The 20,504-nt window shown below is 33.7% G+C and carries 24 protein-coding genes and 1 pseudogene; 10 read left to right on the top strand and 15 right to left on the bottom strand.

What is annotated here, in order from left to right; translation table 11 throughout:
- Window positions 1–367 precede the first annotated feature (367 nt).
- Window positions 368–1,003: an isochorismate family cysteine hydrolase YcaC gene (gene ycaC, locus JFU20_RS28150; protein ID WP_002013351.1), complete on the top strand. Its 636-nt coding sequence runs from the start codon at window positions 368–370 to the stop codon at window positions 1,001–1,003.
- A 184-nt stretch (window positions 1,004–1,187) separates the two neighbouring features.
- Here the strand turns inward: ycaC and JFU20_RS28145 are convergent, their stop codons facing one another.
- Complete coding sequence (locus tag JFU20_RS28145; protein ID WP_002165599.1) at window positions 1,188–1,967, bottom strand: BC_2878 family exosporium-associated protein; 780 nt, start codon at window positions 1,965–1,967, stop codon at window positions 1,188–1,190.
- A gap of 255 nt (window positions 1,968–2,222) precedes the next feature.
- Between JFU20_RS28145 and JFU20_RS28140 the strand changes: the two genes are divergently transcribed.
- On the top strand, window positions 2,223–2,543 hold the full coding sequence (locus JFU20_RS28140) for a hypothetical protein (protein WP_002013356.1): 321 nt from the start codon (window positions 2,223–2,225) through the stop codon (window positions 2,541–2,543).
- Between the two features lie 54 nt (window positions 2,544–2,597).
- Here the strand turns inward: JFU20_RS28140 and JFU20_RS28135 are convergent, their stop codons facing one another.
- The 5 genes from JFU20_RS28135 to JFU20_RS28115 all read right to left on the bottom strand — a co-directional run bounded on the left by JFU20_RS28135 (window position 2,598) and on the right by JFU20_RS28115 (window position 8,166).
- The gene (locus tag JFU20_RS28135) at window positions 2,598–4,133 is read right to left on the bottom strand and encodes an MDR family MFS transporter (protein ID WP_002013357.1); all 1,536 of its coding nucleotides are present in this window, start codon (window positions 4,131–4,133) and stop codon (window positions 2,598–2,600) included.
- 24 nt (window positions 4,134–4,157) lie between these two features.
- Entirely contained in the window at window positions 4,158–4,865 is a 708-nt protein-coding gene (locus JFU20_RS28130; protein ID WP_002013358.1) for a hypothetical protein, read from the bottom strand.
- Between the two features lie 18 nt (window positions 4,866–4,883).
- Window positions 4,884–5,594 carry a bactofilin family protein gene (locus JFU20_RS28125; RefSeq protein ID WP_002013359.1) on the bottom strand — a complete coding sequence of 237 codons (711 nt, stop codon included), beginning with the start codon at window positions 5,592–5,594 and terminating at the stop codon, window positions 4,884–4,886.
- A 13-nt stretch (window positions 5,595–5,607) separates the two neighbouring features.
- Entirely contained in the window at window positions 5,608–6,231 is a 624-nt protein-coding gene (locus JFU20_RS28120; protein ID WP_002013360.1) for a YhbD family protein, read from the bottom strand.
- 159 nt (window positions 6,232–6,390) lie between these two features.
- Window positions 6,391–8,166 (bottom strand): SgrR family transcriptional regulator, encoded by a 1,776-nt coding sequence (locus JFU20_RS28115; protein WP_201039158.1) that lies wholly within the window; start codon window positions 8,164–8,166, stop codon window positions 6,391–6,393.
- Window positions 8,167–8,228: 62 nt separating this feature from the next.
- On the opposite strand from JFU20_RS28115, the gene JFU20_RS28110 reads away from it, so the two are divergent.
- Window positions 8,229–9,434 carry an MDR family MFS transporter gene (locus JFU20_RS28110; RefSeq protein WP_002013362.1) on the top strand — a complete coding sequence of 402 codons (1,206 nt, stop codon included), beginning with the start codon at window positions 8,229–8,231 and terminating at the stop codon, window positions 9,432–9,434.
- A 14-nt stretch (window positions 9,435–9,448) separates the two neighbouring features.
- On the opposite strand, the gene JFU20_RS28105 is transcribed toward JFU20_RS28110, so the two are convergent.
- From JFU20_RS28105 to JFU20_RS28070, 8 genes are all read right to left on the bottom strand, one after another.
- Window positions 9,449–10,153: a YjgB family protein gene (locus JFU20_RS28105; RefSeq protein ID WP_002013363.1), complete on the bottom strand. Its 705-nt coding sequence runs from the start codon at window positions 10,151–10,153 to the stop codon at window positions 9,449–9,451.
- 24 nt (window positions 10,154–10,177) lie between these two features.
- Window positions 10,178–11,023: a DUF5700 domain-containing putative Zn-dependent protease gene (locus JFU20_RS28100; RefSeq protein WP_002165597.1), complete on the bottom strand. Its 846-nt coding sequence runs from the start codon at window positions 11,021–11,023 to the stop codon at window positions 10,178–10,180.
- Between the two features lie 254 nt (window positions 11,024–11,277).
- Window positions 11,278–11,673, bottom strand: coding sequence for a hypothetical protein (locus JFU20_RS28095; RefSeq protein ID WP_002084959.1), 396 nt, complete (start codon window positions 11,671–11,673; stop codon window positions 11,278–11,280).
- Between the two features lie 92 nt (window positions 11,674–11,765).
- Complete coding sequence (locus JFU20_RS28090) at window positions 11,766–12,008, bottom strand: GlsB/YeaQ/YmgE family stress response membrane protein (protein WP_002013368.1); 243 nt, start codon at window positions 12,006–12,008, stop codon at window positions 11,766–11,768.
- 124 nt (window positions 12,009–12,132) lie between these two features.
- Window positions 12,133–13,098: a nucleoside hydrolase gene (locus JFU20_RS28085; protein ID WP_002013369.1), complete on the bottom strand. Its 966-nt coding sequence runs from the start codon at window positions 13,096–13,098 to the stop codon at window positions 12,133–12,135.
- Window positions 13,099–13,175: 77 nt separating this feature from the next.
- A complete protein-coding gene (locus JFU20_RS28080) occupies window positions 13,176–13,364 on the bottom strand; it encodes a DUF3970 family protein (RefSeq protein WP_002013371.1) in 189 nt (62 codons plus the stop codon).
- 69 nt (window positions 13,365–13,433) lie between these two features.
- Complete coding sequence (locus JFU20_RS28075; protein ID WP_002192837.1) at window positions 13,434–14,219, bottom strand: class I SAM-dependent methyltransferase; 786 nt, start codon at window positions 14,217–14,219, stop codon at window positions 13,434–13,436.
- A 218-nt stretch (window positions 14,220–14,437) separates the two neighbouring features.
- Window positions 14,438–14,776: a hypothetical protein gene (locus JFU20_RS28070; RefSeq protein ID WP_002013374.1), complete on the bottom strand. Its 339-nt coding sequence runs from the start codon at window positions 14,774–14,776 to the stop codon at window positions 14,438–14,440.
- A 484-nt stretch (window positions 14,777–15,260) separates the two neighbouring features.
- Between JFU20_RS28070 and JFU20_RS28065 the strand changes: the two genes are divergently transcribed.
- The 3 genes from JFU20_RS28065 (at window position 15,261) to JFU20_RS28055 (ending at window position 17,514) form a co-directional block, all read left to right on the top strand.
- Window positions 15,261–15,413 (top strand): YqbF domain-containing protein, encoded by a 153-nt coding sequence (locus tag JFU20_RS28065; protein ID WP_078179002.1) that lies wholly within the window; start codon window positions 15,261–15,263, stop codon window positions 15,411–15,413.
- 170 nt (window positions 15,414–15,583) lie between these two features.
- Window positions 15,584–16,018 (top strand): exosporium protein ExsC, encoded by a 435-nt coding sequence (gene exsC, locus JFU20_RS28060; protein WP_002165595.1) that lies wholly within the window; start codon window positions 15,584–15,586, stop codon window positions 16,016–16,018.
- Between the two features lie 293 nt (window positions 16,019–16,311).
- Entirely contained in the window at window positions 16,312–17,514 is a 1,203-nt protein-coding gene (locus JFU20_RS28055) for an MFS transporter (protein ID WP_002013379.1), read from the top strand.
- Between the two features lie 46 nt (window positions 17,515–17,560).
- On the opposite strand, the gene JFU20_RS28050 is transcribed toward JFU20_RS28055, so the two are convergent.
- Window positions 17,561–17,719: a hypothetical protein gene (locus tag JFU20_RS28050; protein WP_157381565.1), complete on the bottom strand. Its 159-nt coding sequence runs from the start codon at window positions 17,717–17,719 to the stop codon at window positions 17,561–17,563.
- Window positions 17,720–17,819: 100 nt separating this feature from the next.
- Between JFU20_RS28050 and JFU20_RS28045 the strand changes: the two are divergent.
- The 4 genes and pseudogenes from JFU20_RS28045 to JFU20_RS28030 all read left to right on the top strand — a co-directional run bounded on the left by JFU20_RS28045 (window position 17,820) and on the right by JFU20_RS28030 (window position 20,504).
- Window positions 17,820–18,127, top strand: a pseudogene (locus JFU20_RS28045) (hypothetical protein).
- 178 nt (window positions 18,128–18,305) lie between these two features.
- A complete protein-coding gene (locus tag JFU20_RS28040; RefSeq protein WP_002013381.1) occupies window positions 18,306–18,674 on the top strand; it encodes a hypothetical protein in 369 nt (122 codons plus the stop codon).
- A gap of 176 nt (window positions 18,675–18,850) precedes the next feature.
- Window positions 18,851–20,050: an LL-diaminopimelate aminotransferase gene (locus JFU20_RS28035; protein ID WP_002165593.1), complete on the top strand. Its 1,200-nt coding sequence runs from the start codon at window positions 18,851–18,853 to the stop codon at window positions 20,048–20,050.
- A 55-nt stretch (window positions 20,051–20,105) separates the two neighbouring features.
- Window positions 20,106–20,504, top strand: coding sequence for a 3-hydroxyacyl-ACP dehydratase FabZ family protein (locus tag JFU20_RS28030; protein WP_001021821.1), 399 nt, complete (start codon window positions 20,106–20,108; stop codon window positions 20,502–20,504).

Genomic DNA, 20,504 nt, shown 5'->3' with positions numbered 1-20,504 from the left:
ATCAAATAATTATAAATTATACGTAAATTCAATTTTATTATAACATCTAATTTCATTGAAATGATTTACCAATCAAGAATTGCTATTTTCAGATTCATTTTAGTCCTCATATCTCATTTTCTATTTACAGGTAAAAACATTATTATTCACAAATAATAGATAGCATTAGGACCATACCACATAGCTATCCACTCAATTAATACATTGTTTCCCAAAACGAAAAATTTGTAATTCCTCAATATGAAAATACACACATCCCAATATTCTAATGAAAACTATTTGTTGATAAATTTTTGCATGTATACCAAATCAAGATAAATAACTGTAAGATTGATTTGTAAATAAGCTTATTAAGGGGGATTATAAAATGTCTGATTTGTATTCTCGTCTTTCAAAAAGTGATGCCGCGGTTCTTCTAGTGGATCATCAAACAGGTCTTATTTCCAGTCTAGTGCGTGACTATGGTGTTGATGAATTCAAGAATAATGTTTTAGCTCTTGCGAATACCGCTAAGTTTTTTGATTTACCTGTTATTCTAACAACTAGCTTCGAAGACGGTCCTAATGGTCCACTCATGCAGCAATTAATCGAACTATTTCCAAATGCGCCTAAAATAGCGCGTCCTGGACAAATTAACGCGTGGGACAATGATGAATTTGTAAAAGCTATTGAAGCAACGGGTAAAAAACAGTTAATTATCGCAGGTGTCGTTACTGATGTTTGTGTTGCGTTCCCAGCTCTATCAGCTATAAATGCAGGGTATGAGGTATTTGTTGTAACGGATGCATCTGGAACTTTTAGTAAACAAGTTGCTGATGCCGCTCTTATGCGTATGGCTCATGGAGGGGTGCAACTAATGAACTGGTTTAGCGTTGCAGCAGAATTACAGCGTGACTGGCGAAATGATGTTGAAGGTTTCGGAGCTTTACTTGCTAAGCATCTTCCAAGTTATCAAAATATCATCGGAAGTTATATGGGAGCTCAAAAAGAATTTAGTAAATAAATTAATTCTTGATTAAACTTAATATCAATTTTGAATAACTATGTAAACTCAATAAAAACTACCAATAGCTATTTTACATAATTAAGAAAAGGGCTGCTTTAATAGCCCTTTTCTTAATTGCTTTACCAATATTGTATGTTCCACCGACACTATATTATAAAGAGGGTTCATCAACATAAATACTTTATATCTCCTTCTTAGAAATGAAGGATTCTGTTCCACCGTTTTTAAAGATTTTAGTTAACTTAATAATTGACTTGTACGTATTATTGTCATCCACTATCATTTTTTTCAGCTCTTCTATTTCGGCATTACTAGTTCCACTCTCTATTTTTAAACAGTTCGAAATGGAAAGATATCCGCTTGATGCTAAAATAATAATATAAGTAACATCAGGGAAATTAATAAATAGCAATCCGTAGTTCAAAGGATCCCCAGCTGGATGCGATAAAAGCAATCGGAAATCTAGTAGTTCAGGCACTTGAACAAAATCTTTAGAAACAATCGCTTCACCTACTATTGTAATTTGCTTTACTACATTCCCAAGTTCATCTGTAAATTCAATACATCTAGGCGCATCAATTGTTTTTGCTTGTAGAGATAAATTCAATTCAGAATTATAAAAGTCGAAAAAGAGTGTACTTCCCTCCGTTAAACACTGTGGACAAACATTTCCAAGGAGACTAAAATCCTCTTCAATAAATTTAACTTTCGTTTTACAACTACAAACTTTCCCTATTCGAATCGCATCAATTTTTGAACAATCTACAAATATTACCTCATCGTCTTCTTGTACAAATGACACGATACCTTTCATCTTGTTAAATGAAAGGAAATAAGATACAACGATTTCGTTTCCAGCTATTACGATACTCTCAACCTTTGTAAAAGATTCTAGACTTTGTAAAAATTCACATATACTAGTTTGACAACATTGACAATTTCGTTTCGGCTCGCAATCCACTTACATTCAATCCCTTCCCTATATGTTTTTATCTAATACACATAATATGAGCGGGATATATGAAAAGCTTGGACAATATAATTTTAACGTAAGGATATAATTAGTTACGCCTAACATCAATATGGAAATTACACCAATAATAAGTAATAACACATAATTTTTACTATAAATACATATAACAATTTCATCTTTCAATGAAAAAGCGTTATAATGAGGTGCAGCCTCTAAGATTACGTAATAAAGGAGATAAAAACAATGACTAAAATTAAAGTATATCAAGTAAAAGAAGAAAATATGGAAGCAGTAAAAAACATTATTGATGTTGAGGAACAAAACCCAACTGCTGAAAACTTACAAAATCTATACGCATGTGTATTAGATACTGAAGATATGGCATTACCTGAATCATACGTTGAAGAAGATATCTTAATTGATTCTATGGAAGTTATGGTTAACGCTTCTCAAAGCAAGCTAAGAGACTTAGGTACATATGATGTAATCGAAGTTCAAAACAAAGGTAAGAAAACACACATTTTATTATTAGCAGACGAAGAATACGAAATTATCGAAGGCTAATTCGACTCCGTACATAAGAAAAAGCTCCTTTCAAAATTGAAAGGAGCTTTTTCTTTATGCTTTTGATGTTTCACTTTCCACCTTGTTTTGTTCTTTTTTATATACCATGCGCTCATTTCCCATAAAGAAAACGAATACGAACGCTAAACTTGCGGGGACTAACGCCCACATAAATGTCTGAACGATTGAACTAGAGAGAGCTTCAATAATTTTATCTAATATTTGCGGCGGAATTTGAGATCTTGCCGATTCTGATAGAATAGCTCTTGAATCTCCTAAAGCGTTTGTATTCATACCCCCGCTCATACCTTTAAACGATTCTTCTAATTGATCCTGGAAACCAGTTCTTTGAATCATTCCGAAGATTGTAATACCAAGTGTCATACCTAATGAACGAATGAAGTTACTCGTTGAAGTCGCAGAACCGCGTTGCTCCATACCGAAGTTATGAATAGCAGCCATACTTAGTACAGAGAATGAGAAACCAACTCCAAAACCGATAATAACCATATAAATTGTTAATAATATACGACTTGTTTCTGGCGTTAATGTACTTAATAAGAATAATCCGATTAGCATAATTACAGCAGAAATAATCATAATGTTTCGGTAGCTAAGTTTCGATGTTAAAAATCCACCTAACTGCGCTGTAACTACTGATCCTAACATCATTGGTAATAACAATAATCCTGAGTTTGTTGCGGTACCACCGTATACGCCTTGAATAAATAACGGAATGTACACAGTTGCTGACATAAATGCCGCCCCGTAACATAAGGCAATAATTGTACTCATTCCGAATAGACGTTGTTTAAACATCTCAAATGAAATGATTGGTTCTTCTACTTTTCGTTCAATAACAATAAAAGCAATTACTAAAATAGCGAACCCAGCAAATAAACTTAAAATAAAGCTAGAATCCCAATCATACTTTTGTCCGCCTAATTCTAAGGCGAACATTAAACAAATTACTGCACCAACTAAAGTAATTGCGCCAAACCAATCAATCTTTTGTTCTCTATGAACTCGTGACTCTTTATAAAATAATGTAATAAAAATAAGTGCTAAAATTCCAAGTGGTAAGTTAATATAAAACACCCAGTGCCAGCTAATATAATCCGTAATATATGCGCCAAGTAATGGCCCGAAAATACTTGATAAACCAAATACTGCTCCGAATAAACCACCCATTTTCCCGCGCTTTTCTGGAGGGAAAATATCAAAAACGATAGTAAATGCGATCGGCACTAGTGCCCCGCCGCCAATACCTTGAATGGCACGATAAATACCTAACTGTGTAATATTTTCAGCAGTTCCACAAAGTGCCGAACCAATCATAAAGACGATTAAACCGAAAATAAAGAATCTCTTTCTACCATACATATCTGATAGTTTACCGAAAATCGGCATACCTGCCATTTCTGCGACCATATAGGCAGAAACAACCCATACAAAGTTTTCAAGACCCCCTAAGTCACCAACGATAGTTCCCATTGCTGTTACGACAATGGTATTATCCATTGATGCCATTAAGATACCTAGCAATAAACCGGCAACAACGAAGCCGATTTTATTATTCTTCTCAACCATATTTCTTGCTCTCCCTCATACTACTTATATTTGTTTATGTTCTTTTACGACTGCATTACCTTTCTGGTGAAAACTAGTATGATATTCTACTACACTAATTTCACAGCCAGGGCCAATTATAACATGATTTCCTCTTACTACGTCTGCTATTGTATGTTCTAAATAAATATCATCCCCCTCAATAATTGATGTTTGAAGGCTTCCTGTATGACTTGTAAAAGGAATAAAGCTCGTTTTTTTACGCACTGTAATCTTTTTGCCACCGATTTCTCTCACTTTACTTCCTTCATAACGAAGTGAGATTTCAATATTTTCAGCATTAAGCAAACCATCACTTTCAAGACCACCAGTTAGTAATAATTCCTCTACTTCTATATCTCCCTTCACATTTAAAGCGCCTTTCACATCTACGAAATCACCTGAGAACTTTCCTTTAACTTCAATCATACCTCTTACTTTTGTTTTTTCTATATGAGCATCACCATGCATTTGTGTATTGCCATATACTTTTATACATTCCGCATCTACGTCTCCTTGTACTTCACTATCTCCATACACGACATAATTTTTCGCTTTCATATTGCCACGTACTTCACTCGTACCATACGTTTTAAAATCATTACAACTCATATGATTAGAGATTGTTCCTTCGCCGCGAATCTTCACTTTATTATAATCTCCACCTGCCGAGCTACCTGATCCATTTACAGTAAGACTATGTTGATTTTCCATATCGATTGCTCCCTTCCTTTAAACCTGCTTAATTTCTTTCACACTTGCGTTTTTATCAACATTAAGTACACCTGTATATTCAATAAGATCAATCTCACAGTTCGGTCCTACTGTAACATTGTTTCCTCTTACTGTTTTAATGTGAGCATAATCAATATCGATATTGTCACCTTCTAACAATTCAGCCTCTAACTGCAGGCCAAATACTGTTTTAAAAAGTTTACTAAAAGTACTCAATCTATGTCTTACTTTAATTGTTTGACCGCCAATTTCTTTCGCTCTACATGTACCGTGAATATTAATATTAATTTCATCTGCGCTTAATAATCCACCAACTGTAAATTGTCCTTCAGAAGAAAAAACATCAACCTCGCAATTACCATCAATCGTCGCTTGACCATTGATTTTAAATTCTTCACCAGTTACATTACCACCTATCGTCCCTTTTCCTGCAATTTTTAAAGTGGTCGCCTTTACATCTTGTGTAATTGTCCCTTTCCCATCGATTCGCATCATTTCCGCACTAACTGTACCCTCAACTTTACCTGATCCGCTAATTCTCGCATCGCTACTTTTCAAATCACCAGTAACAATTCCGTAACCATTACATTCAAATTGGTCGCACTCAACGTTTCCATTAACAGTTCCTTTTCCGTTTAGCTGTACTTTGTGAAACTCACCACCATTCGATGAACCGTAACCGTTTATAATTAAATTTTCTGTACGCATGATTTCTCCTCCACTACAACAGTTTAGTTTTTAATGCTTCGGTATATTTCGTAATTGCTTCCCGTAAAACAATTTTTGTTCCCTTTTCAAAAATTAAATCGTCCACATTTGAAACTAAGAAACATGTAGAAATCCCTAACTTTCGAACGATAATTATGTCACAATTTTTATGCTTAATCGCTTCGTAATTTTCACTTAATACTTGTAAGACCATTTTCCCCTCTTCTAAACTAACGTCTCCTGATTGAAGAAGTTCTTCTAACATATACACGTAAAGAATATCTGCAAATTGAAACTCTGCCGTTTTATTCGTTTGTTCTATAAAAAATTGTAAGACTGGTTCTGATGCAATACCCTTACGTAACAAATCATCTTTTGTTAAATGAATTTCTGTCACGCTCGGTGAAAACATATTTGCTAATTCATCAAGTGATAAATCCTCTTTCATCGTTTGGATTTTATCAATACGTTCTAATATCTTTTCTTTCGGAAAAAATGTTTCCTGACCTGTGAACGTTGACTTCCGTACAAACCAATCTTCCGGTATTAAATTTTTTCTCTTCCACCTATATAACTGTCCGTATGAAATGCCAGTTAGTTCTAATAAATCTTTTTTTGAAATTAAATCTGTACTCAACTGTATAACACTCCTTCCTGATAACAATGTAACATAACACTGTTACGCTGTAAATGGACTTTTATAATAAGTAGCGTAACAACGCGTAAAACAAACCTCCCTTTTATACAAAAAAAGGTTCTTACACATTTCATTAAAATGCATAAGAACCTTTATATATCAAGCTTTAAACCATATATCATAATAATCAATCCAGCCTTGTGAATTAATCATTATATTTTGTATTTTTTCGTGTGAACTTACTCGCTGTTTATTACGATATAAAGGAATGATATGTATTTCACGTAACAGTGTGTCCTCAATATCGCGTAACAGTGTCACCCGTTTCTCTAATTGATTTTCTGTAAAATAAGGCTGCAATACTTCGTTAAATTTTATATTGCTATGTTGATGAATAAAGCTGTTTTTTGTAAGAAACATATATAGTAAACTTTCTTCAATCCGTTCACTAATTGTCGCACTATCATGTATTATATCAGCCTTTTGTATCGTACTTGCTTGCAATAACTCTTTTGTTTCAAGAAAAACGACTTCAATAGTGACGCCATACTTCGCACACTCTTTTTGTATCCAATATGAATCTTCAACATGATCTTGTTCTGTAAATGTATATAGTCGCAATGTTTCATTACGGTAAGAGCTCTCTTTAATAAGCGTATATATGTCCTCATTTATATGTATAGTGCCACCCTTTGTTAGAACCAATTCTTCTGCTATTTCTCCGCGCGCTCCTTGCAATTCCTCGATAAGCGCATTGCTATGAATGATTTTATGTAGAGCTTTCCGAAACATCGTGTTTTGCATAGGTCCTTCTTTTGCGGTATTTAATGTAATGTATGTTACATTCGACTCAAGTCTAGTTAGTTCTTTATGATGCTTTTCTATATTGTTATAGTGTGCTTTCGCTAAAATATCGCACGTATTTACACTGTGCTCTACATTCCATAATTCAATTCGATCGAGAAATGGTCGCTCGCGAAAATATAAATCATTTGCTTCTAATACGAATACATCCTCATTCTTTTCACATAATCGAAACGGTCCAGTACCGATTAACCTTCCATCTCCATCTTCATTTACAATAGAACACTGTTCTGTACTTAAAGCATGTAAAAACAACTTATTATCTGTAGATAAACGAATCTGCACAATGTAGTCATCAAGAATATGTAAACTTTCAATGTGCTGTAACATCCAAGCATGCGGGTTATTTTTCTCTTTCATAAATCGTTTAAATGTATGTACAACGTCATAAGCAGTAAATTCTTTCCTGTTATGAAACTGAACACCTTTTCGTAAGTAGAAGGTCCATATATATTTCTGGTCATCATATTCCCAATAAAACGCAAGTCTTGGCTCTACACTGTTTGTATTTCCGTCTATATACACTAACGTGTCGTATATATGCTTTACCATATGACATTCCGAACGCATCGTAGCGTATACAGGATCTAATGCAATATCTAGATTCATTTGGACTTGCAAACGTAGCACATCTCTTCTCCCTTTAGATGTCCTTTCGACTTGATAACCGAATATCGAATCAATCCACGTTTGAAATTGCGTTTGAAGTGATGGAAAATACGAGCTATATCTTTCAATAAATGCACTTCCACTTTTTACGTCCCCTTGTTTCGTTATTTCTTTTCCTCTTTCTAAAATTAAAGAAAGTGGATGTTTTTGAAATAACAACTTTGAACGATTTCCTCTCCCTCGGCCTGGAAACCACATAATCCAATTAAATTCTTCTAATTTTTTTATGATTAATTTACTATTTCGCTCTGTACAAAATAAAGTTTCAGATATATTTTGTATTGTTATTTCTAATTGTTCTCCCTCTGCTCTCCCATTTCCATACTGGAGCCACAGGTGCATATATTGCTCCAAAATAATCATAAAACGCCCCCTAAAAGATGAAAAATCTTCCTCTTTCATTCTACCCTTTTTCATTTCTGGCTTCCATCTTATCATTTCAATATAGAAAGGAGGAAATAAAAATGAAGTATCTTTTAAAACGTTATAATAAGCCTATTCTCATTCGATTGTTCGGTGAATTGTTAGTCCGAACGACTGAAGCGATGTTAGCTATCATTTTTATTGTTCACGTTAATAAAGCGTTAAATGGTAATGTCATCGTTACAATGCTTCTTTTCGGATTACAGCCTCTCGCTGATATTGTGTTTACATTAATCGCTGGGGGTGTAACAGATAAATACGGCCGAAAGAAAATAATGTTACTCGGATTACTTTTACAAGCTTTTGCCGTAAGCGGATTCGTTTTTGCTGAATCGGTCGCCTTTTTCGCCTTATTGTATGTAGTAAATGGTATTGGACGCTCTTTATATATTCCGGCACAGCGAGCACAAATCGCTGACTTAACGAAGGAAGAACAACAGGCAGAAATATTTGCTGTTCTGCATACTACGGGAGCAATCGGCTCTGTAATTGGCCCATTAATCGGCGCCTTTTTCTATACTAGTCACCCTGAGTATTTATTTATTTTGCAAGGTGTAGCCCTTACGCTATATGCTATTCTCGTTTGGACGCAGCTTCCTGAAACGGTCCCACTCAGACAAAGCGTTAATAAAACTAAAGAAGTATATTCGCCAAAACAATTTATTTCAAAGCATTACGCTGTGTTTGGACTTATGGTTTCTACGCTACCGATTAGTTTTTTCTACGCCCAAACCGAATCAAATTATCGTATATTCGCCGAAAGTGTATTTCCAAATTTTTTATTCATACTCGTATTTATCTCAACTTGTAAAGCAATCATGGAAGTTATGCTCCAAATTTTCCTTGTGAAATGGTCTGAACGATTTTCTATGCCTAAAATCATTGTTATTTCCTATACTTGCTATACGTTAGCTGCGATTGGCTACGGTTATTCCACAACAATATGGTCATTATTCTTCACATTGCTCTTTTTAGTAATTGGGCAAAGTATAGCTTTGAATCACTTACTACGATTCGTTTCACAAATCGCTCCAAGTCATAGACGCGGATTATATTTTTCTATATACGGTATACATTGGGATATTTCAAGAACTTGTGGGCCTTTTGTAGGTGCATTGTTATTAAGTAAATTAAACGGTAGTACTCTATTTTATATTTGTGCCTTCTTATTAATAATCGGTGGTATCATTCAAGCTTTTTTTGTTCAATCGTTAGAAAGAAACAAAACAAAAGAGCTGTCCCTATAGGAACAGCTCTTCATTTAACCTGCCATTTTATTAATACTATCCTCCGGTGAGAACACAGAAATATGATGTACTTTACCAGTCGATTTTGGAATTACGAATTTCAATTCAAACTGGTCATTTACTTTATAAACATAAATTTTATCATTACCATTTTCTTTAACAGACGCTGGTTTTCCTAAAGCCTTTTCGATTTCTTGTAACGTAATCGATTTGAGCTCTGAATGGTAAGAGCGTACGTCAAAGACTTGTGATCCTTTATTAAAGCCAAATGCTACATTTTTACTTGTAAAAGTTGCATACATCCCGTTTCCTGCTTGCTCAGTCTTATCTGCCTTTCCCCATGCCTTCTCTATTTCTTCAATATCTCCTGTATGAGCTGCATATGGTACGTTAGGTACTTTACCTTCTTTCGCTTGCTCAAATAAATCTTTTACATGGTTAATTGATTTTTGATTAAGCACTGTATTTTTCGTATTAGACTCCGTTGAAGGTTTTACCGATTCTTGACCTTTTGGTTTTTCCACAGGTTCATTCTCTTTTTTGGGAGCAGTCTCTTCATTCTTTTTACTCTTTTCTGACGTATCGCTCTTTTTTTCCGTACTATTTTCTGATGTTGAATTAGTTTGCTTCTTTTCCTCAGCGTTAGTACATGCGGTTAAAGCCACTACACACGTTAAAGTTAGGAAAAATATAAGTACTTTCATATATACTTTCATCATTTTCAACCTCCCTCTTCAATATATTCACTTTTGTAACCATTCCATAACACTACTCTTTAAATTATTTTTAGTCCAAAAAGTAAGTGCTTCGCTTTCCCCGAAAGTATTCACAATATACTCCATATACGATGTTCCTAAAAAATAACCGAGTCGGTTGCATCCGAAATAAGTCCCTCCTGATAAACGGAACCATTCTTTCTCTTTTTCATCTGTCCACCCTTTAACATAATCTTGTAAAAAATGTTTCTTAATATGATCTTTATGTTCTTCATAGCAATACAACCAATCGTCACCATCATTATCATATGAATAATAGACTGATTTACTTAATCCTTTAGCTATTCTTTGCGATAAATATGTCGCGACTCCCTCACGATATAAACTAACCGCTGCATCAGTCCATTGTGCTTTAGTCCAATCCATTCCACTCTCTTGCAATACGAAATTATGATATATATGACCAATTTCATGAGCAACGATAACACGAAGATGCTCCCTTTCAGGAGATAATTTTTCTGCCGAAAGAAATATATCCCCAATAATATCTCTTTCTACAAATGCATTGGAGCCAAACCCACCTACAAATAGATGAAAAGTCAAATCTATATTAAAACCAAATTGAATGTGATACTCCTCACTAATTTCTTGAATAATAGATGGTAAAGTTTCCGAAATAATACGGATGTCTTTTAGTTTTTCAGGATATTTTTTAATTGCACTAGAAAGACGTTCTTCCGTCTTAGGACAATGATAATTAAAATACTCTTCAAATGCTTCTGGATACATATCATAATATTTGTCCAAGTCATGTAATCCTATATCATCGCTTTCCAAAAGCTTCAAAAAGCTTGGAATTGTATTGTTAATCATCTTATTCATCTCCTTGTATACACCTTCTCTCCATACTCGCTATATCCTTTTTGTAACTTGAATTAAACTGCTACAAAATCTCCTTTAAATGCAAAAAACCAGCAGAAAGTGAATACTCATTCTCTGCTGGTTTAATGTTTTGTTCCTTCTGAATCTTATTCAAATCATTTGTCATGATCAGAAATCCATTAAGATTAACTATTTATATAATTAAAAAAGCTGTCCTATTAAAGGACAGCTTCAATTATGTATTTTTATACTTCGATAGATTTACCATCTTCAACGATATGGTAAAGTAAGTGCGCTAAATGATGAATTGGACCATTTTCTTCCTCTTCTTCATTTGTCTCACCTTGGAATTCAAGATCATTTAAGTATAGTGCTAAAAATTGATAGAACAATTTCAAATCAAATCCGTAGCAAGCACTTGGTTCTTCATGATCTCCTTCATATTGTAACATTAAGTATTGCTCGTTTCCTTCTGTATCTTCAGCATCAAAGAATACGAAGAAACCAACGTTTGTATCTAAATCAAATAGATGACGAGTACCTTTTTCTGTTGCTTTCTCGAAGTCCTCTTCACTTAATTTATGTACTGTTGTTGCCTTTGCATTATCCTCTTGATGAAAATTTACTGTAAATGATTTCAATGCTGACACCTCCTGATTGTATAACAGTAGCATAACAGATTAGACAACATAATACAAAGGGACTGCTTACAAATGTAAACAGTACCCTGTATTCATTTCCGCATTGCACGGAATATAAAGCTTACGATGAAAATCAAAACAATCGCGCCTATTAAAGCCGGAACAATCGCATATCCGCCTATAACAGGTCCGAATTTACCAAGTAACGCTGTACCAAGCCAAGAACCGACAATACCTGCAATAATATTACCGATTACACCGCCAGGTACATCCTTCCCAGTAATTAAACTTGCAAACCATCCTAATATACCACCAACGATTAAAGACCAAATCATATCATTTCCTCCTTTATAATTGACCAATAAAAATTATAATCAGAAACAATTGCTTACCATTAGTTATGTTACATTTTTCGTAAGTTATTCGTCTTATGAAAATCATTCAAATCTGCTCACCCTCTTAAGGACAATCTGGCTTCAATATTGTTCTCATAAATTCGTCTTTAAACGCTTGATAATTAAATTCAACGGCAATTTTTTGTATAGGACGATTATCAAACGTCGTTGGCTCAGCTATTTTTCTAAAATCTGCAACACTTTGACCTCTCGTTACATCATTCGTCGTACTAATCCAAACTGCTGATTTTTTATATTCAAAAATATCATCATTTATAAATGAAATGAACGGAAGTAAATCGTGAATCGGACTCCCAGCAATACCTGGATATTCTTTTTTGTAAAAGTTCTCGTAATAAAAATCGATCATTGGCTTTATGAGTTTCGCCTGCCCTGTTCCTTCTTTATCAATAATATCGACCATTTCAGGGGTAATAAGAGCACGCTGCGTTACATTTAACGGATATATTGTAGCATTCTGCGCATATTTCATAACGATATTCGCGGCAATTGGATCGCCGTAAAAATTAGCTTCTGATACAGGTGTAACGTTTCCCGGAAATAGAAAAGCACCGCCCATTATATAATAAGAACATACTCGATTCATTAAATTGGGGTACAATAAAAATAATGTTGCAAGTGTTGTTAATCGTCCCGTCGCCACTATAATAATATCTTCTGGACAAGGCTCAATTAATTTAATCAATTCACAAAAATTTTCTCTGTCACAAATTCTCATTTTCGGTGGAATAATTGGACCTAAACCGTGATCCCCATGAATTTCAGGGAAAAACAAAGGTTCTTCAGCTGTCATTGGTCTACTGGCACCTTCAATAATCTTCACTTTTGTAGCATAGTATCTTTCTAAAAAATAAACATTTTCCGTAACAATTTCTCTTGATACATTTCCATACTCTGCAACGATACCGATAATATCTAATTTGCATGTTTTATTCGCATAAATTAACGTTACTGCATCATCAATACCAAAATCTCCGAAAAAGATTATTTTTTTATTAACTTTCCTCACCCCTCTCCAGCATAATCTACTATTATTATTATGCGAAAAAGACAAGGCGGTGAAACAGAGATAATTAAAAAAGCCGCCTATTTATTGGCGACTTCAATCTTTTTATAAGATAAATATGCTAGTACACTTTTGCTTGAATCATATTTCGGATTATTCCCTTTTCTCGGTTCTCTCATATGTGTTTTTTCAAACCCAGGAATGTCAGGCATTTTCTCTAAAAATTCAAGCATCTCTTCCTCAGTTCCCTCAATACGTACACGAATCATTATTACTATTCCTCAATTCTCATTTTCTCTGTACTAAGTATATCGTACATCAGAAAGACTGCAAGAAATTTATCTTTTTAATGTTGAACTTTTTTTACATACGAACAGTGCCATTTCAGTATAAAACGATTCTATTTTATTGTTTCCAAATTGAATTTTGAAAAATTCTTGCATTTCATTTGATGTTTTCATCATACACTCTGTTAACTTTACACGTTTTTGCATAGGAACATCCATCATATCGCACCACCAATCAAAATCGAACTTCTTGTCAAAAGTATGACATGACTGCATTTGCAAACCATGTTTTTCTAATAAAGTAATCCATTCTGTTTTTTTCAAAGCTCGTTCATGGCTTGGATCTCTCTTCTTTTCGATAAAGTTATAAAATGTATCAAACTCATTATTTTCTGGTGAAACGTTATCAATTAATATAAATAATCCATTATCTTCTAACGTTCGATTTACTTCAAAAATAAATTGCAAAGGATCAACAAAGTGATGTGCTGCAATTCGGCATGTAATTGTATCAAAGGAATCATCAGCAAATGGTAACCTTTCTGCATGTCCTGCTACAAATGATACATTTTCATGTCCGTTCCCTTCTATAAAACCTTTTGCTTTTTCTAACATTTTTTCTGTTAAATCAAGAGCGACTACCTCTTTGAACATTGGGGCTAACAAATTAGCAACATGTCCACCACCAGTAGCAATATCAAGAAGACGAGTATTATGACGAGTTTCAACTTGCTGAACTACATATTGTAAATCCAGTCCTTTTGCATGAATTTTACTTTTCACATACTTCTCTGCATTACTACCAAATTGTTGTTTCACAAGTTCTTCTTTACTCACTTTTATCATCTTCTTTCTATAAAGTATTATATTTAATTTATAAGTTCTCTTTATATAATTTCAAATCCTCTTTTAGTTTAATCTCGTCTCTTGTATTAGAGACCTTCTATCAAAAAAATTTAACTCTTTTATTTTTAAGCACAAAACAAAAAAGGTTATGGGGAATTATCCCACACCCCCACAAAGTATCTCTTAAATTTGAGGATCTTCTTACACGTCTAATCCCCCTGTAACTTCAAAATAACTTCTACTTCGCTATTAGTAGCCTCTCTTGCATGCAATCCATATTGGTCCATGCCAATCCATATCCACCCAGGACTATCATAAAGAATATCTATGTTGAAATGCTTCAACTTAGTAAGCTCTGACCTAATAAATTTATCCCTACTAGCGATTTCCTTATCAAGCAAGCCATATTCTTTCCCATTTTCAAATAGCGCTATCATCTTTCCTGCAAGTGGATGTATACGAACAATAAAGTGATATTCTTTTTCATTTATATTCGCTACAATCGTACTAGAATCAGGTACATCGCATCTAGAATTCGGCATATTCATATCGGTCAGCTCCTTTATTGATTTCATTAATATCGTAACAGGTTAATATTTAAATATTATTAATATAATGTAAAAAATATAAAAGCTGACTTCCCTTTAGAAATCAGCTTTTACACATTGTTTATCTTTAAACTTTTTACAAATTTTATAATGTTTCTTTCTCTTCATCATTTCCGGAAACTAAATCTCCTAAAACATCCACCGTAACTTCAACTACAAATTCACAAATCCCTGCTACAACTTCTCCAATTACTTCCTCCATCTTTCTACCCCCTTGTTTTATGGAACCTATTTGTAGTATAGAAGATACTGGTTAATTTTAACTATCGGCAAAGGTGACAAAAACATTACAGATTTGTAAGCTATTTCAATGTTTTTTTGAATTTATACTTCTTCCCTTTGAAACTTTAAGTATTATTAACAACCAGATAGGTCATCATAATATAAAGTATTTAAGAATCCTAATTTAAAGGAGGCGTGTAAAATATACTACGTAAAATTAATTAAAGGTCAATCTTTCTATGCTTTTGATCAACGATTCTTAGTGTCTCATGAAGAAGAGGTTTCGGAAAAAATTTTTAATTACTTACGCCGGAATGAATTCTTCGAAGTACGTAAAGAAGAATATTCCGCCTAAAGTATGAAAAGCATCAAAAAATGACTCTCATAATTGGGATTTTTTCTTGATGCTTTTATATTATCTCCCTTTATTCAACATTACTCCTCAATTCTATTAAAATCTTATAGTATATGTCCAAGCTAATTCATCGTTACCTTCATATTTTAGTATATGAGGAGGTGACGAATATGACTCATATCATTGATTATCAAGCTACTCAACCTTTAAATAAAACAGGTGAAACAACTTTTGTAATTCCCCATTCCCCAGAAAAAGCAATTCTAGCAAGTATTAAATTAAAAATTTCAAGAAGAGATTCACGTAATAATCGAGTAGAATTAATTGCTACAGTTGGGGTTAAAGGTATAACTGAGATTTCACAAGTTTTATTCCGAATTTTCCGTGACAATACAGAAATCTTCAACGCTCAAGTAGGGATTGAATCTACAGATTCTGAGCAATTTTACGCGCAAACATTTCAAGCTATAGATCAAAATGTTAGCTGCGGGACTCACGAGTATTCATTAACTGTAGAAAACCTTACTAGTGGTGCAAGTGCAGACATTGTTGGTCCTCTGTCTTTTAGCGGCTTAGCTATTGGACAAGATCATAAGTGTTGCTAATTTAATCTATTTTGGTTTTTTGAGAAAAGTAAGACGTATTATCTGCGTTCTTACTTTTTTTATTTTCCCCACACTTACCTTCCCTTTGAATTTACTTATGAATTTTTTGTATTTTTAGTTACCCATTGTATCACTTAATTCATCATTTTTTTACAAATCAAAAAGATTGAAATCCATTAATGAAACACGTAATATAGACTCTGACTCTAAAAAAGTTCGTTAAAAATAATACATAAAATAAGGAGGTTTTATATACGAGTTTTTCATTTTAAAAGACAGAGAGGTTTTACATTATGTGGCGTAATAAAAATGTTTGGATTGTGTTAATTGGGGAGTTTATTGCTGGTCTAGGGTTATGGCTTGGTATTCTTGGTAATCTTGAATTTATGCAAAAATACGTCCCTTCTGATTTTATGAAATCCGTTATATTATTTATCGGACTGTTAGCTGGCGTTCTAGTTGGTCCAATGGCTGGTCGTGTCATTGATCAGTATGAAAAAAAGAAAGTTCTTCTTTACGCTGGCTTCGGTCGTGTTATTAGTGTTATTTTCATGTTTTTCGCCATTCAATATGAAAGTATCGCATTCATGATTGCATTTATGGTTGCACTTCAAATTTCAGCTGCATTTTATTTCCCTGCATTACAATCTGTAATTCCTCTAATCGTTCGTGAGCATGAGTTATTACAGATGAACGGTGTACATATGAATGTTGGTACAATCGCTCGTATTGCGGGTACTTCACTAGGTGGAATTCTTTTAGTTGTAATGAGTTTACAGTATATGTATGCCTTCTCAATGGCAGCATACGCTTTATTATTCCTCTCAACTTTCTTCCTACAATTTGAAGATAAAAAGTCAACTACATCAAGTAAAGAATCGGCTAAAGATAATAGCTTTATGGAAGTGTTTCGTATTTTAAAAGGAATTCCTATTGCTTTTACAGCACTTATATTAAGTATTATCCCTCTATTATTTATAGCTGGATTCAATTTAATGGTTATTAACATTAGCGAAATGCAACATGATCCAACGATTAAAGGATTTATATATACAATTGAAGGTGTCGCATTTATGTTAGGTGCCTTCGTTATTAAACGTTTATCTGACCATTTCAAACCTGAAAAATTATTATATTTCTTCGCTGTTTGTACCGCTTTTGCACACCTTTCATTGTTCTTTAGCGATATAAAATGGATGGCTCTTACATCGTTTGGTTTGTTTGGCTTTAGTGTCGGCTGTTTCTTCCCTATTATGTCGACAATTTTCCAAACGAAAGTAGAAAAAAGCTATCACGGTCGCCTCTTCTCATTCCGTAATATGTTTGAGAGAGTTATGTTCCAAATTGTCTTACTTGGAACTGGCTTCTTCTTAGATACGATTGGGTTACAATATATGGTTCTCATCTTCGGAGTCATTTCGTTGTTGATTATTTTTATTTCCTTATCTAAGCAGAAACAATTTGAAAAACAAACGTCACAATCTGCGAATTTATAAAGTGAAACTTTAATCAGTGGGGGTTTTGTTCATCTCCCACTGATTATTAGTCCTTACCAATCGGGCTTTTACGGGTATTTACCCACCAAACCGCCTCGTATTCGCCGAATTTTGAGGTGGGCGTCTTACTGCCCGCAAATAACGGGATAAAACTAATATTTCTTAAGAATGGATCCAGTATTTTACTTGATCCATTCTTTTTCAATTTCTAGGATCCACCTTTATATAGTACGAATATTTAAAGGTGGATCGCCTACTGTTTTCGAATACAATAAACAATAGATTTTTCAAAAGGAGCTGTGGAAATGTCTGTTGGTATCCAATTATTAATTACCCTTCTGTTTTCATTCATTATGTTTGGCGCCCTTAATTTTTTAGCCATTTCCCTATCCCAAAATAACTTTAAAAGAAGAATTGTTGCAGGTTTCTTATTTTTACTGTTAACTCCCATTATCTTTTTGACTACTACAGCATTCGCTTCCATATTTGCAATAATAAAGGTGGATTTGGCGCAGCTAACCTAGCCTTTATTATTGCAAATATGTATGTTGTAAATGGAATTGTCATCCTTCTTTCCGCTTCATTTATCCTCAAAAGACATAACATAAGATAGACCGTTAGGCATGAATCTGGCATTACACTAGATTCATGCCTTTTTATTTTGAAATCTCACCCTTCTCCAAATTTTTATGTGAAATTTAGTAATTCTTTATAAAAATTTAAACTTTATTTTTTACAATATTCTTATCGTATTCGCACGTTTATAAATACTAATAAGAAAGGAGTACACAATGAAAAAGTTTCTACTTATTTTTCCTATATTAGTCGTTCTACTTAGTGGATGTAGCAATAATGATATATACGGCTCTTGGGAAATCATTGATAATAAAAATGGTGAATGCCCTGTATATTATAAATTTGAAACAGTTGTAAAAGAAGAAAAGAAAGAACAGGTTGTTCACAATTTAGTGGAAATGCAAACAACAAATAAAAAAGAGGATTTATTTAAAGGATCGTTTGTTAAAAATTCTAACGTGTATCGTATTGATTATGGTAACTCGTTTACATCAGATCAATCTTTAAAAGTTGTCGATAATAAATTAAATGTATACTTTTTTACAACTGAAAAAACATGTACATATAAAAAAATAAACAATTAATCTTCATTTATAACGTAGAAAATATTTTCTACGTTATTTTTATATTTTCCCTTATTATCCTTCCTCTAAATTTGTCAATCGTTTTAATTTTCATAAAAAAATGATAAAATGTAAACATGTGTTTTCAGAATAATTAAAAATACAGAAAGAAAACACTGTTTTTAGGAGGGGTTTTGATGACTTACACTTTAGCAACTAGAATGAAAGCATTCCAATCTTCTATATTTAGTGAATTAGGGGCCTATAAAAAAGAGAAAATTGCAACAGGTCATAAAATGATTGATTTAAGTATCGGGAATCCTGATATGCCTCCTGCTGATTTTGTAAGAGAAGAAATGGTACATACGGCAAGTGCAAAAGAAAGTTACGGATATACATTATCTGGTATTCAAGAATTTCACGAAGCTGTAACTGAATATTACAACAACACTCATAACGTTATATTAAATGCTGAAAAAGAAGTTTTATTATTAATGGGTTCACAAGACGGACTCGTTCATTTACCTATGGTTTTTGCAAATCCGGGAGATATAATACTAGTTCCTGATCCAGGATATACAGCTTATGAAACAGGAATTCAAATGGCCGGTGCAACATCTTACTACATGCCATTAAAAAAAGAAAATGATTTCTTACCTAACTTAGAGGTTATCCCTGAAGAAATCGCCAATAAAGCAAAGATGATGATTTTGAACTTCCCAGGAAATCCAGTTCCAGCAATGGCACATGAAGATTTCTTTAAAGATGTAATCGCATTCGCGAAAAAACATAATATTATCGTTGTCCATGATTTTGCTTATGCTGAATTTTATTTTGATGGTCAAAAGCCAATTAGCTTCTTATCTGTACCTGGTGCAAAAGAAGTTGGCGTTGAAATTAATTCTTTATCTAAAAGTTATAGTTTAGCTGGTAGCCGTATTGGTTATATGATTGGTAACGAAGAAATTGTCGGCGCGCTTACGCAATTTAAGTCTAATACAGATTACGGTGTGTTTTTACCAATTCAAAAAGCTGCATCCGCTGCATTACGACATGGCGCTGCATTTTGCGAAAAAAACCGTGGAATTTACCAAGAACGTAGAGATACTTTAGTGGACGGATTCCGCAAATTCGGTTGGAATGTCGATAAACCAGCTGGAAGTATGTTCGTTTGGGCTGAAATTCCGAAAGGATGGACTTCGCTAGAGTTCGCTTATGCACTTATGGATCGTGCAAATGTTGTTGTCACACCAGGCCATGCATTTGGTCCTCATGGCGAAGGTTTTGTACGTATTGCACTTGTTCAAGATAAAGTAGTATTACAAGAAGTAGTTGAAAACATTAAAAACAGCGGTATTTTCTCTATTGAAAATATAGAAGAATTAGTTAAGAATTAATAATAACTCCCCTGCTTAACTTTAGCAGGGGTATTATTATTCCTGGAGGTACGATATGAATATTAAAGATACTCTTCCCCATCGCTATCCATTTTTAATGATTGATAAAATTACAAACGTTAAAGAATCTCAATCAGCTACAGGATACAAACTGATCACAAATAACGAGTGGTTTATTAATAAAAATCAAAACTATATGCCTCATATGCTAATTGTAGAAGCACTCGCTCAACTTAGTGCTTTTGTAAGTACAGGTGAATCTGAAGGACTTGGTTTCCTCTCCTCTTTAGATGGGGTGGAATTTCATGAAAATGCGTATCCCGGTGATAAACTTGACTTACATTATGAATTAACACGTAACAGACGAGGTTTTGTTCTTGGGAAAGGAATTGCCTCTGTAAACGGTCAATCAATCGTTACCATTGAAAAGCTATTAATATATCAAGCTGATTAA

It is taken from the genome of Bacillus sp. TH30 (assembly GCF_016650875.1).
Taxonomy (GTDB): domain Bacteria; phylum Bacillota; class Bacilli; order Bacillales; family Bacillaceae_G; genus Bacillus_A; species Bacillus_A mycoides.
This window is presented reverse-complemented; position numbering and strand designations above follow the sequence as displayed.

Coding starts and splice junctions, on each gene's coding strand:
- ycaC (WP_002013351.1), top strand. CDS start 368: ATGTCTGATTTGTATTCTCGTCTTTCAAAAAGTGATGCCGCGGTTCTT.
- JFU20_RS28140 (WP_002013356.1), top strand. CDS start 2,223: ATGACTAAAATTAAAGTATATCAAGTAAAAGAAGAAAATATGGAAGCA.
- JFU20_RS28135 (WP_002013357.1), bottom strand. CDS start 4,133: ATGGTTGAGAAGAATAATAAAATCGGCTTCGTTGTTGCCGGTTTATTG.
- JFU20_RS28130 (WP_002013358.1), bottom strand. CDS start 4,865: ATGGAAAATCAACATAGTCTTACTGTAAATGGATCAGGTAGCTCGGCA.
- JFU20_RS28125 (WP_002013359.1), bottom strand. CDS start 5,594: ATGCGTACAGAAAATTTAATTATAAACGGTTACGGTTCATCGAATGGT.
- JFU20_RS28115 (WP_201039158.1), bottom strand. CDS start 8,166: ATGAAAGAGGAAGATTTTTCATCTTTTAGGGGGCGTTTTATGATTATT.
- JFU20_RS28110 (WP_002013362.1), top strand. CDS start 8,229: ATGAAGTATCTTTTAAAACGTTATAATAAGCCTATTCTCATTCGATTG.
- JFU20_RS28105 (WP_002013363.1), bottom strand. CDS start 10,153: ATGATGAAAGTATATATGAAAGTACTTATATTTTTCCTAACTTTAACG.
- JFU20_RS28100 (WP_002165597.1), bottom strand. CDS start 11,023: ATGATTAACAATACAATTCCAAGCTTTTTGAAGCTTTTGGAAAGCGAT.
- JFU20_RS28090 (WP_002013368.1), bottom strand. CDS start 12,008: ATGATTTGGTCTTTAATCGTTGGTGGTATATTAGGATGGTTTGCAAGT.
- JFU20_RS28080 (WP_002013371.1), bottom strand. CDS start 13,364: ATGATTCGTGTACGTATTGAGGGAACTGAGGAAGAGATGCTTGAATTT.
- JFU20_RS28070 (WP_002013374.1), bottom strand. CDS start 14,776: ATGAATATGCCGAATTCTAGATGCGATGTACCTGATTCTAGTACGATT.
- exsC (WP_002165595.1), top strand. CDS start 15,584: ATGACTCATATCATTGATTATCAAGCTACTCAACCTTTAAATAAAACA.
- JFU20_RS28055 (WP_002013379.1), top strand. CDS start 16,312: ATGTGGCGTAATAAAAATGTTTGGATTGTGTTAATTGGGGAGTTTATT.
- JFU20_RS28040 (WP_002013381.1), top strand. CDS start 18,306: ATGAAAAAGTTTCTACTTATTTTTCCTATATTAGTCGTTCTACTTAGT.
- JFU20_RS28035 (WP_002165593.1), top strand. CDS start 18,851: ATGACTTACACTTTAGCAACTAGAATGAAAGCATTCCAATCTTCTATA.
- JFU20_RS28030 (WP_001021821.1), top strand. CDS start 20,106: ATGAATATTAAAGATACTCTTCCCCATCGCTATCCATTTTTAATGATT.